The sequence below is a fragment of the Dongia sp. genome, assembly GCF_041905885.1.
Classification (GTDB): Bacteria; Pseudomonadota; Alphaproteobacteria; order Dongiales; family Dongiaceae; genus Dongia.
Genome location: NZ_JAYRKD010000024.1, coordinates 1 through 11302 on the forward strand (window position 1 = coordinate 1; position 11302 = coordinate 11302).

At 65.8% G+C, this 11302-nt stretch carries 10 protein-coding genes and 1 pseudogene; 5 read left to right on the plus strand and 6 right to left on the minus strand.

Annotated features, from left to right (window positions below; genetic code table 11):
• Positions 1–114 (plus strand): annotated as a pseudogene (locus tag ACH2CY_RS20805) (IS5/IS1182 family transposase); the annotation flags it as partial.
• Positions 115–123: 9 nt separating this feature from the next.
• On the opposite strand, the gene ACH2CY_RS20810 reads toward ACH2CY_RS20805, so the two are convergent.
• The gene (locus ACH2CY_RS20810) at positions 124–1557 is read right to left on the minus strand and encodes a lipopolysaccharide biosynthesis protein (protein WP_395021395.1); all 1434 of its coding nucleotides are present in this window, start codon (positions 1555–1557) and stop codon (positions 124–126) included.
• A gap of 275 nt (positions 1558–1832) precedes the next feature.
• Here ACH2CY_RS20810 and ACH2CY_RS20815 point away from each other — a divergent pair, with 275 nt between their 5' ends.
• The 4 genes from ACH2CY_RS20815 to ACH2CY_RS20830 are packed head-to-tail and all read left to right on the plus strand — an operon-like array spanning position 1833 to position 6538.
• On the plus strand, positions 1833–2825 hold the full coding sequence (locus tag ACH2CY_RS20815; protein ID WP_395021396.1) for a UDP-glucuronic acid decarboxylase family protein: 993 nt from the start codon (positions 1833–1835) through the stop codon (positions 2823–2825).
• A 1-nt stretch (position 2826) separates the two neighbouring features.
• Entirely contained in the window at positions 2827–3591 is a 765-nt protein-coding gene (locus ACH2CY_RS20820) for a hypothetical protein (RefSeq protein ID WP_395021398.1), read from the plus strand.
• A gap of 14 nt (positions 3592–3605) precedes the next feature.
• Complete coding sequence (locus tag ACH2CY_RS20825) at positions 3606–4682, plus strand: glycosyltransferase family 2 protein (protein ID WP_395021400.1); 1077 nt, start codon at positions 3606–3608, stop codon at positions 4680–4682.
• 8 nt (positions 4683–4690) lie between these two features.
• A complete protein-coding gene (locus ACH2CY_RS20830) occupies positions 4691–6538 on the plus strand; it encodes an asparagine synthase-related protein (RefSeq protein WP_395021401.1) in 1848 nt (615 codons plus the stop codon).
• A gap of 342 nt (positions 6539–6880) precedes the next feature.
• On the opposite strand, the gene ACH2CY_RS20835 is transcribed toward ACH2CY_RS20830, so the two are convergent.
• The 5 genes from ACH2CY_RS20835 to ACH2CY_RS20855 all read right to left on the minus strand — a co-directional run bounded on the left by ACH2CY_RS20835 (position 6881) and on the right by ACH2CY_RS20855 (position 11296).
• Positions 6881–7804 carry a hypothetical protein gene (locus ACH2CY_RS20835; RefSeq protein ID WP_395021402.1) on the minus strand — a complete coding sequence of 308 codons (924 nt, stop codon included), beginning with the start codon at positions 7802–7804 and terminating at the stop codon, positions 6881–6883.
• Between the two features lie 121 nt (positions 7805–7925).
• A complete protein-coding gene (locus ACH2CY_RS20840; RefSeq protein WP_395021403.1) occupies positions 7926–9269 on the minus strand; it encodes an NAD(P)/FAD-dependent oxidoreductase in 1344 nt (447 codons plus the stop codon).
• A gap of 7 nt (positions 9270–9276) precedes the next feature.
• Positions 9277–9621, minus strand: a complete 345-nt coding sequence (locus ACH2CY_RS20845) for a cupin domain-containing protein (RefSeq protein WP_395021404.1) — start codon at positions 9619–9621, stop codon at positions 9277–9279.
• Positions 9622–9632: 11 nt separating this feature from the next.
• Complete coding sequence (locus ACH2CY_RS20850) at positions 9633–10007, minus strand: cupin domain-containing protein (RefSeq protein WP_395021405.1); 375 nt, start codon at positions 10005–10007, stop codon at positions 9633–9635.
• Positions 10004–11296, minus strand: coding sequence for a glycosyltransferase (locus tag ACH2CY_RS20855; protein WP_395021406.1), 1293 nt, complete (start codon positions 11294–11296; stop codon positions 10004–10006). Before ACH2CY_RS20855 ends, ACH2CY_RS20850 begins: the two co-directional genes overlap by 4 nt.
• Positions 11297–11302: the final 6 nt, after the last annotated feature.

An 11302-nucleotide genomic window follows, 5' to 3' on the forward strand; every position in this document is an offset into this window, starting at 1 on the left:
TTCTGCAAGCTCAAACACTTCAGGCGCATCGCCACTCGCTTCGACAAGCTCGCCAGGAACTTCCTCGCAGCCGTCGCTCTCGCCTCAACCCGCCTCTGGACCCGGTATTTATGAGTCCACTACCTAGGCGAAGCGCGCCAGGCGCCGCTTCACGACGCCGCGCAAGTTCATCGCATCGAGCGCCAGCAGGACAGCGCCGTAGACCGCGCCGCCGCCGATCACGGCGAGCACCAGCGACAGGAGATCGTCGCGCCCATAGAACGGCCAGAGGAAGAGCGCCATCGCCAGCACGGCGACGGCGATCTTCGCCGCGTCGCGCCAGGCGATCGGCATCGCCATCACCGATCGCGCCGCCCAGGCCGCCGCCATGAGCCCGATCGCACCCGCGATCAGGTTGGCGATCGCGACGCCGACCGCGCCGAAGCCCGGGATCAGCAGGATCTCGAGCAGCAGGTTGACCGCGGCGGTGAGTGCCACCACCGCCAGCAGACGATGGGTCTTGTGCCCGAGCTGGAAGGCATGGTCGAGATAGTTGGCACGGAAGCCGAAGAAGAAGGCGGCCAGCGCCATCCAGGCGGTCATGCTGGCGACCGGCCCGACATATTCCGGGCCGACGAAGAGCTTGGCCAAGGTCGGCGAGACCATCGCTGCACCGACCGATGCCGGCAGCAGCAGCGCCAGAAGCAAGGTGCTGTTGCGCGAGAGCTGCCGGTCCACGGCCGCCGCGTCGCCGCTTTCGACCGCGCGCACCGCCAGCGAATAGGTGGCGGAGCCGATCCCGGCGCCGATCGTGATGATCGTAGTCTGCGCCAACTGGTAGGCCGCGGTGTAGAAGCCGACCGCATCAGTGCCGATCATGAACTCGAGCAGGAAGCGGTCAGCCGCGAAGGAGGCCGCACCCAGCGCCCGCACCAACGCCATCGCCCAGCCGAAGACGAAGAGCCGTCGCGCCATTTCCATGTCGAAGCGCTTCGGCAACAGGCTGAGATGCGGAATGCGGAACAGCAGGCCGGCGACCAGCATCGCCAGGAAGCTGCTGGCCAGCACCGGATAGGCGCTGTGCCAGGCCCAGGCGACGCCAAGGCCGAAGGCCAGGATCAGGATGTTGCGGATGAGGTTCATCCAGAAATATCGCGTCGGGTTGAAGCGTGCGACCTGGACTCGCGCCGCCAGCTCGAACCAGGCATAGGCCCAGCAGCCGGGGAGCGAGATCGCGATCAGCCATTCATACTCGCGGTCCGGCGCGCCGAAGATCGCGGCGCCGACCAGCAGCACCGGCGGCACGATCACCAGGCTGGCGAGGCAGAGCAAGAGAAAGGTCTGCACCACCGTCGGCATGAAGCGCGGGTCTTCGGCATTGGCCTGGAAGAAGCGCATGAAGCTCAAGCCGTGCCAGTCGAAGAAGATGCCGGCCACCAGCACGACGATGGTGAGGCCGAGCCCGTAGAGACCGAAGGCATGCGGCGTCAGCAGCCAGGTCAGCGCCATGCCGGTGACGAAGCCGAGACCGCTCGGCACCACCCGGCTCAGGATGTAGATGGCGCTGTCGCGGAGCATGGAGCGATCGGCTTCTTTCTGCGGTCGAGACGGGGCGCGAAACGCCCTCTAGTCATTGAGTTGTAAGGGAAATTTCCACGATGGTGTGCAGAACTTCACTTTGCGCCCAAGCTTGCGCTTGGGCGGTGGCCGGTATCGAAAATTTCATTATTTTACAGCAGGCTTCGTTTGGAAGTCATTGTTTCGCAAACGCACACCGCGATTGGCCAAGCCGGGTCGAACGGATATAAAGCTTTTCACGATGGCAATCAAAGTACGCCGAGGGGAAGGTTCGCGTGAGTAGTCAGAGCAAGCGCGTCCTGGTCACCGGTGGGGCGGGATTCCTCGGGTCGCATCTCTGCGAACGGCTGCTCGCCGACGGCGCGGAAGTGCTCTGCGTCGATAACTTCTTCACCGGGCGCCGCTCCAACGTCACGCATCTGCTCAGCAATCCGCTGTTCGAGCTGATGCGCCACGACGTTACCTTCCCGCTTTATGTCGAGGTGGACGAGATCTACAACCTCGCCTGCCCGGCCTCGCCGATCCACTACCAGCTCGATCCCGTGCAGACCACCAAGACCAGCGTCCATGGCGCGATCAACATGCTGGGCCTGGCCAAGCGCGTGCGCGCGACCATCTTCCAGGCCTCGACCAGCGAGGTCTATGGCGACCCCAGCGTCCATCCGCAGCCGGAGACCTATTGGGGCAACGTCAACCCGATCGGCCCACGAAGCTGCTACGACGAAGGCAAGCGCTGCGCCGAGACCCTGTTCTTCGACTATCACCGCCAGCACGGCCTGAAGATCAAGGTGGCACGCATCTTCAACACCTACGGGCCCCGCATGCATCCGCAGGATGGTCGCGTGGTCTCGAACTTCATCATGCAGGCGCTGCAGGGCCGGCCGATCACGCTCTACGGCGACGGCGCCCAGACCCGCTCCTTCTGCTATGTCGATGACCTGATCGACGGCTTCGTGCGCTTGATGGCGACCGATCCCGCGGTGACCGGTCCGGTCAATCTCGGCAACCCGAACGAGTTCACCATCCGCCAGCTGGCCGACGTGATCCGCGAAGTGGTCGGCAATGCCGTGCCGATCGTCGAGCTGCCCCTGCCGAAGGACGATCCCAGGCAGCGCAAGCCCGACATCACGCTGGCGCGCCAGCTGATCAACTGGGAGCCGACCGTTCAGCTCCGCCAGGGCATCGCGGCGACCGTCGCCTATTTCGACCAGTTGCTCTCGGCGAAGTCCGACCGGTCGCAGCCACCGGAATTGCGGCAGGTGGTCTGACATGACCGACGAGACGCATCTGCCGATGACCCAAAGCGCCGGTGGCAACCAGGTGGCGACCACGGCCGGCGCGCAGCTTCCCCAGTTCCGGGAACGCCACACCATCATCGAGAAGAAGCAGGTCGATCGCGAGGCGCTGAGCGATATCGGCCGGCACCTGCTGAGCGTCACCGCTGCGGTCAACGCCTATGCCATCGAAAAGGGCTCGCTGATCCTGGCGATCTACGCTTCGCAGGCCGGCGAGGGTGCCTCGATCGCCGCCCGCGAGCTCGCGGTCTCGGTCTGTCGTTCGCCCACCAATTCGGTGCTGCTGATCGACGGCAATACCGGTCCGTCCGACCAGTTCAAGCATTTCGGGCTGACCTCCTCCGAAACCCTCTGGGCGGCCGCGCGCGGCGCGCCGATCCGCACCGTGCGCCTGACGGTGCCGCGGGGCGGCGCCTTCGACCTCGCCACCTTGCCGATCGACGGCGCGAATGATCCGAGCGAGATCGACCTCCGGCTGCTGCCTTCGTTGTTCAACCGGCTGCGCAATGTCTTCAACATCATCATCATCGACTGCCCGCCGGTTATGACCGGCGCCAGCTATGTCAGCGCCTCCGGCCTCGCGGATTCCTGCCTGCTGGTGGTCGAGGCGGGCCGCACCCGCATTCCGGTGGTGAAGCGGGCGATGGAAGAGATCGAGGCCGCCGGCGGCAAGCTCCAGGGCGTGGTGCTGAACCGGCGCAAGCACTACATTCCGTCCTGGATCTACCGCCACCTTTAGCGGACCCCTATTTGATGGCCAGTCCCGTTGCAACGGCGCCTCTCCCCGGCGCGGAAGCCGCAGCTTCGCCCCCACTCCATCCAGGGCTTGCGCAGCCGGAACTCTCCGTCGTCATCAAGGCGCTGAACGAGGCGGAGAAGATCGAGGCCTGCCTGCGTTCGGTCATGGCCGCGACCGATCCCGCTACCACCGAGATCATCGTCGCCGACAGCCTGTCGGAGGATGCAACCGTCGCCATCGCGTCGCGCTTCCCGGTGAAAGTGGTGCAGCTGGCGCGGATCGAGGATCGCGGCTGCGGCAGCGCCGCGCAGCTCGGCTTCCAATATGCCCGCGGCAAGCGCCTGCTGCTGCTCGACGGCGATATGGAGCTCGACCCCGGCTTTCTCGCTGAGGCCAACGCGGCGCTCGACGCCGACCCGAAGCTTGCCGGCGTCGCCGGCATGGTGGTGGACCGGGTCATGACCCTGGAGTTCCGCCGCCGCAAGGGCAAGCAATCCGGCAGCGACACGCCCGGCCTCCACGATCACCTGAACGGCGGCGGTCTGTTCCGCATGGAGGCGATCCGCCCGTTCGGCTATTTCACCGACCGGAATCTCCATGCCTGCGAGGAGCTCGAGCTCGGGATCCGGTTGACGGCAGCCGGCTGGCGCCTGCGCCGGCTCGACCGGCCCTCGGTCTATCACTACGGCCATTCGACCGCCGCCTTCCCGCTGCTGTTCCGGCGCTGGAAGACGCGCTATCTCCACGGCCATGGCGAGATCGTGCGGGCCAAGCTCGGCACCGGCCTGTGGTGGCGCTCGATGCGCGGCGCCTGGCTCTATTGCGGCGTCATCCTGTGGTGGCTGGCGCTGCTCGGGCTGCTGGCCGGCGCGCTGTTCTCGCCGGTGCTGGAGCTCTCTTGCGCGGTGTTGGCGCTGGTGCTGACCGTGCCGATCCTGGCGCAGTGCTGGCGCAAGCGCAGCGCGGTGATGGGCCTCTACTCGGTGGCACTCATCAATTTCCACACCGCCGGCATGATCGCCGGAATCCTGACCCCGCGGATCGATCCCCGACAGCCGATCGACAGCATCGTCCGACACCCCGAGCGATGAGCACCGGCATGTTGGGGGAAGTCCAACCCGGCGACGGGTTCCAGCCAGACGAACGCCTGCGATTGCAGGAAGGCGGCACCAGCCTCGCCGGACGGATTGCGATCGGCTCCGCCGCGGCGCCCGCGCTGTTTCGCCGTGCGGTCGGTCGGCTCTGGCCGGAGATCGTGGAGGATTCCAACCTCCGCCTCGCGGTCGACGGCTATCTGGTCCATGACGGAAAGTTCCTAATCGGCGGCGCTGACGAAGCGCGCGACGTCGCTCGCGCCTTCCGCGCCAGGCCGGATGCTTTCCTGGCGGGCATCGACAACGGCTGCTGCAACATCGTCGCGCATGACCATGACCGCAAGATCACCGTCATCGCCAACGATCCGACCGGATGCCTGCCGCTCTACATACATGTCGGTCGCGATGCCATCACCTTCGCCAACGACTTTCCCGGACTGCAGGCGATCTCGCCGCGGCTTGAGCGCGATCCGCTGGGCTGCGCCGAGCTCTACTGGTTCGGCTACCAGATCGGCAACCGCACGATCTTCCGCGATATCTATCGCACGCCGCCCGGATCGATCCTGACCATCGACTGGCGCGACGGAAGGATCACGACCGAGACCTGGGCCAGTCCGGCGCCGCAGCCCGCCCCGGCCGGTCCTGATGAACTTTGCGAAGTCGCCGCGGACCTCGTCGCCGCGATGCGCACCGCCTGCCACCGTCTCTATACGCCGGAACGGCGCTACGGCATCAAGCTCAGCGGCGGCATGGACAGCCGGCTGATCGCCGGAAGCTGGCAGGATCCCGGCCTGCGCGCTTTCACCTATGCGGCGCCCGACACGATCGAGGAGCGGATCACTGGGCGGCTCGCCCGCGCGCTGGCGATTCCGCTCCAAACCGTGATCGTGGAAGGCGACTTCTTCTCCAGCCTGCACGCGCCGCTCTACCCGAAGCATGCGCTGGCCGAGTTCTTTCACCAGGCGCTGACGCCGCGGATGCGCGAAGCCGGCATCGACTGCGCCCTCGACGGCCTCGCCGGCGACGTGCTGTTCGGCGGCCTCGCGCTTAAACGCAAGGGCGGCTTGCGCGCCACCGTCCGCAATGTCTTCGGCATGGCGGGGCCCTCACTCGGCCCCGATGTCTCGAACGAGGGCGCCGCCGAGATCATCTTCAACCAGATCCGCGTGCCGGACGGCACCCTGCCGGCCCTAACTGCCGAGGCGAGACGGGCGATAGAAGCGCTGAAGCCCGCGGCGCTCGACGACATCGCCCGCGAGTTCCCGAACTGCGAGCCCGGCCTGCCCTTCGACCGCCGCTATATCCGCTTTGCAATCCGCAACCGGATGCGGCGCGACGTGGCGCTGCAGGGCGGGGTCTGCCGGCCGGATGTGGAGACGATCTATCCCTTCCTCGACCGCGACGTCCAGGCGGTGGCGGCGCGGATCAGCAGCGCCCAGGCCGCCGGCAAGCGCTTCTATCGCCGGCTTTATCGTGAGCAGCTGCCACGGATCGCCAGAGTGCCGCTGGACGATTCGCTGCTGCCGCCGGGCGCGCCCAACGCCGCGCAGGTCATCGCCCGCATCCTGCGCTATGGGCTGGAGACGTCGAGCTTCCGCGCTTCGCTGATCAGCGGGCGGAATCTCCGCTTCGGCCGGGTGAATGCGGTGCAATGGCCGCGCTGGATCGCCTTCGACCGCGCGTTCATCGCCGGGCTGCGCCGCTTCATGCAAAGCGCCGACGCCTTCGACGCCGCCGGCTTCGACGCGGCGATCGAGCGGGCGCGCCGGGGCCAACCGCTCGGCGGCAGCCGCATCATGCTCACCGCCAGCTTCTGTGGTTTGGATAAAATCGTCGGAAAATCAGCCACTTAGAGACGAACGCGGGCTTGTGACCACCGTCACTGGATATCCGCCCGGGGAATACCAAAATCAGAGGGGTCGGGCGGTGTGCGCCGCCCGGCAGAGTGAGTGTTCCCTAAGTTTGCGATTGACTATGCGGGTTTGGTGAAAGGGTCTCTGGAAGGACCCTGAAGCGCAAATCCCCGCCGGCGGGCATCAGCCCCCGATCGCCCGCCGGCGATCTTTTCCTCCCCTGAAAATTTGCGCCACCCCGTGTTGATGTGTCTCCACATCACGCTTCGTCATTCCAGGCACTGGCCTTGGGGTGACGAGAGCAAATGAGGCCGCAAGCGCGGCTTGCCGCAAGCGGCGCCCTTACGGCTTCACCGCCACAAGGGCGAAGCCTTCCGGCAGGCTGGCGCCGTCGAGCTTCAGTTGATCGCCTTCGAGCGGGATCTCGACTTTGGTGTTCTCGTCCAGGGTCAGGCGCACGGTGAGACCGGTGAAGAGTTTTGCCGGATCGTCGTCCTTGCGATCGATGAAGACGCGGTCGGTGCCGTCCGGCTGGTCCTTGGAGACCAATTCAAGTTTGGGCGCCCATTCCAGTGCGGCATCGCTTTCGATCAGCGCCTTCGGCATGGTCACCAGGACCCGCTGCAGCGGCTTGGTCGTGGTCGCGTAGGAGATCACGATCTGCGCGTTCTCGGCACCCTTCAGCACCGTGTCGTCGGCGGCGGTCGGCGCCGCGTGATAGGCGAGGATGCGCTCGTTCTTCCAGCCACCCTGCGCGCCCAGGGTTGCCCACTGGCCGGATTCGCCGGTGCCGGTCGCGTTGAAGAGATAGGCGCCGTTCTCCAGGCTGTAGACCGCATAGGTCGGCTGTTCGACGCAGCAGCCGTAGCGCGTGACCGTGAGATAGGGTCCGCTGGCTTTCGCTGCATTGCCGTCGGCTTCGATGGTGAATTTGGCGGCGCTCTTGCCGTCCTTGGTCATCGGGAAGGCGGTCACCTTGACCTTGTCGGAGACCGGCTCCGGCTCGGCGACCAGCCCTTCCTTGCTCTCATGCGCCTCCTCGATCAGCAGCAGCTGATAGAGAATCTCCGGCCCGCCGAGCGTCGACGCCATGATGTTGGTCTCATAGCGCCGGTTGGTGATCGCGATGTCGAAGACGTCGCCTTTGGCGGTGATCTTGATGTCCGAGGGCGCCTGTTCCTTGACCAGGTCCTCGGCAAAAGCCGGGACCGAAAGCATCAGGACGGAAGCGAGCAAGCTGGCCCGGAAAGCGGAAGAGCGCGACATGATAGTCCCCGAAAGTGGAATGCTCCGTTGGGTCGCGGGACCATCTCACTTCGTTCAAAGGGGTGCAAGGCGACCGCGCCGCTAATGCATAGCCCGGTGATCCGCGTCACTCCGCCGGGCTTCAGCGGCCGAAGGCGTCTTCCAGGCCGAACTTGACGTAGGCGCCGCGCAGATAGACCGGCCGGAGGTAGGGCAGCGGGAAGCGCGGCGGCGGCCGGCGCAGCATCTCCGGCGCCTCCGCATTACCGCTGCCGATCAACCGGGCGATGGCGCGGCCGGACCAGGTGCCGAACGCGACACCGTTGCCGTGATAGGCCAGCGCATAATAGGTCCCGGGCTCGTCCTCCCAGGCGCCGACATGCGGCACCAGGTCCATCGCCAAGCACACGAAGCCCGACCAGCGGTGGGTGATCTCGACGGAGGACCAGGCCGGGTAGTAGCGCCGGAACGCCGCTTCGATCCGCGCCGATTGCCGCGCCAGTGCCCTGGGCTCGGCGGAGACGCCGCCGCGGCCGCCGAACATGAAGCGCCCATCGGGCAGCAGGCGGAAGTAATGCAGCAGATTGAGGAGATCGTAGCTCGGTGCGGTCGAGGTCCAGCCGGCTTCGGCGCGCTCGGCTTCGGTCAGCGGCCGCGTCACCACGATCGAGGAGAGCGCCGGCAGCAGCCGCCCGCCGAACTCCGGATGCAGATCCTCCGGCGTGTAGCCGTTGGTGGCGATCAGCACCTTGGCCGCGCGCACGCTGCCCTGCGGCGTGGTGAGCCGGTGGCCGTAGGTCTCGCGCTTCCAGCCGATCACCGGACTCTGCGACATGAGGATCGCGCCGCGCGCGGCCGCGGCGCGGGCGAGGCCGGTCACATACTTCAAGGGATTGAGACCGAAGCCGGTTTCGCCGGCGACGCCGCCGTGGAAATGCGGACCGGCGAGGCCGCGCGCCTTCAGGCCGTCGCGGTCGAGCAGCGTCGACTTCGCGCCAAAGGCATTGGCCATGAACTTGGCTTCGGTGGCGAGTTCCGCCACCATCGACTCGCGGTGCGCCAGCGCGACGTCGCCGGTGCCGGTGCGATCGGCGTCGATGCCTTCCGCTGCCAGCAGATCCGCGACCAGCCCGACCGAATCCGCCTGCGCCTGGTAGAAGCCGCGGGCCGCCTCGAGCCCGTAGGTGGTGATGACCTTCTTCCAGCCGAGCTTCGATCCGCCCATGCAGCAGAAGCCGCCGTTGCGTCCGGAAGCGCCCCAGCCGGGATGGGCGCGTTCCAGCACCACCGCCTTGATGCCGTAGTCCTTGGCGAGATGGTAGGCGGCGGAGAGCCCGGTATAGCCGCCGCCGATGATCGCGACCTCGGCCTCGATCTCGCCTTGCAGCGGCGCGTACGCCGCCGGTGGAGACGCGACGGAATCGCGCCACCAGCTCGGCGCCGGCGTCGCAGGATCGAGCGCGGTCGGGTGGTAGAGATGCTTCATCGCCGGCTCAGCGGATCATATAGACCTTGCGCACGGTCTCGTGGACGCGGCAGGTGCCCTTCCAGTCCTTCGGAAAGAAGGCGATGGTGTCCGGCTTGATCTCGATGACTTCGCCACTCTCGTGGGTGTAGGTGCAGCGGCCCAAGAGGAAGTGGCAGAACTCGTCGCGGGTGACGTGGCAGTTCCAATAGCCCGGCGTGCAGACCCAGATGCCGGTCTCGTTCTCGCCGTTCGGCCCCTTGGCGAGCAGCACGCCCGAGGTCATCGACTGACCCTCGATCATGGTCGGCACCGGGCCCCAATCCTTCAGCGGGGCGGCGGTCTTCGGGTCGTAAAGAACAGGCGTGGTCACAGGTTTCACTCCTAGCGCAGCATGTAAGCGTTGCGGATGGTCTCATGGACGGTGCAGACGCCCGACCAGCCCGCGGTGAAATGGACACAGGTGCCGGGGCGGACTTCGATCGTCTCTCCATCATCGCGGACATAGGTCGCACGGCCGGCGATGAAATGACAGAATTCATCGCGCGGAATCGTCAGCGGCCATTTGCCCGGCGTGCAGACCCAGAGACCGGTCTCCGGCGAGTTGCCGCCGACCGATGGATCCGGCCGCTTGTACAGCAGCCGGCCGGAGGATTTGGACACCCCTTCGATACCGTCCGGCTGGACGCCCCAGTCCGCAAGATCGTCGAAGGTGGTCGCGTCGGTGATGTGCGGGGCGCTTGATGCGAGATTGGTCACGGCTTGTAGGTCCCCGTGGTCGCAATCTCGGCCAGGATCTTGGCCGCCTTGTCGGTGCCCTTGGCGGCCTGCATGTGTTTCGACACGTCGGCGAGCTTCGCCGCCATGGCCTTGTCCTTCAGCAGGCGGTCGATCATCGCAGCGAGATCCGCCTCAGTCCAGGTATAGCGCGGGAGCTGGTCGCCGTAACCGGTGTCGTGGATGCGCGCGGCGTTGTCGAGGCCGTCCCAGCAGAACGGCATGATGATCGCCGGCTTGGCGAAGAACAAAGCCTCGTTGAAGCTGTTGTTGCCGCCGTGATGGATGAAGAGATCGACATGCGGAATGACCGCCGGCTGCGGATACCAGCTTTCCAGGTGCACGTTGCCCGGCACGTCGCTGTACTCGCCGATATAGTCGCCGACATTCATCAGGAAGCGATAGGGCAGCTTCGCGAAGGCCGTGATCAGCCGCTTGTAGAGATCGACATCGGCGGCGCCCAGCGAGCCATAGGAGACATAGATCAGCGGCTTGTCGTTGTTGATCTTGAACTGCGGCACCTCGTATTTGCCTTCGTCGCGCACGCAGCCCTCGAGATACTGGAACTGTTTCGGGTCCAAGGGCGTGCGGCGCTTGAAGGCGAGCGGCTTCGGGTAGAGCAGCAGGTTCATATGCGGCGAGGCCTCGAAGAACTGGCCGAGCGGATAAGGCGCATGGCCGACCTTGGCCAGGAACTCGTTGAACCGCGCATGCACCGGCTTCACCAGCTCCAGGAAGCGGTCGTCGAAGGCCTTGAAGCCGGCTTTGTCGTTCTCATGGCAACCGGAGAGATGCGGCGGGATATCGGGATCGGGAATTTCGTTCTCCGAGCAGGAGATGATCCGCACCCAGGGGCAACCGGCGCGCTTGATCGCGGGGAAGAGGATCACGTTATCGACCGCGACCAGGTCCGGCTTGATCCGCTGCAGATGCGCGTTCAAGCCGTCTTCGGCGATTACCGCGGAATCGACGATCGCTTCCCAGACCGGGATCACATAGGTCGGCAGCTGGTCGATCGGCGAGAGGCGGAAATGCGGCTGTTTCTCGGCGATGAAATTGGCCCAGAACTTGGCGATCTCCTCGTCGGACATGCCGCCCGACATATCGACCAGGTTCTCCTCGAAGCCGTATTTGGCGAAGACGCCCTTGAAGCCCTTGTCGCAAACGAAGACCGGGTTGTGGCCCTCCGCTTTCAGCTTCTGCGCGATGCCGACACAATTCAGCGCCGGGCCGAAGGCGGCCTCCGGAAACAGCACGATCGTCTTACCCATTCGGTC

Coding starts and splice junctions, on each gene's coding strand:
- ACH2CY_RS20835 (WP_395021402.1), bottom strand. CDS start 7,804: ATGTCGCGCTCTTCCGCTTTCCGGGCCAGCTTGCTCGCTTCCGTCCTG.
- ACH2CY_RS20825 (WP_395021400.1), top strand. CDS start 3,606: ATGGCCAGTCCCGTTGCAACGGCGCCTCTCCCCGGCGCGGAAGCCGCA.
- ACH2CY_RS20840 (WP_395021403.1), bottom strand. CDS start 9,269: ATGAAGCATCTCTACCACCCGACCGCGCTCGATCCTGCGACGCCGGCG.
- ACH2CY_RS20830 (WP_395021401.1), top strand. CDS start 4,691: ATGTTGGGGGAAGTCCAACCCGGCGACGGGTTCCAGCCAGACGAACGC.
- ACH2CY_RS20820 (WP_395021398.1), top strand. CDS start 2,827: ATGACCGACGAGACGCATCTGCCGATGACCCAAAGCGCCGGTGGCAAC.
- ACH2CY_RS20855 (WP_395021406.1), bottom strand. CDS start 11,296: ATGGGTAAGACGATCGTGCTGTTTCCGGAGGCCGCCTTCGGCCCGGCG.
- ACH2CY_RS20810 (WP_395021395.1), bottom strand. CDS start 1,557: ATGCTCCGCGACAGCGCCATCTACATCCTGAGCCGGGTGGTGCCGAGC.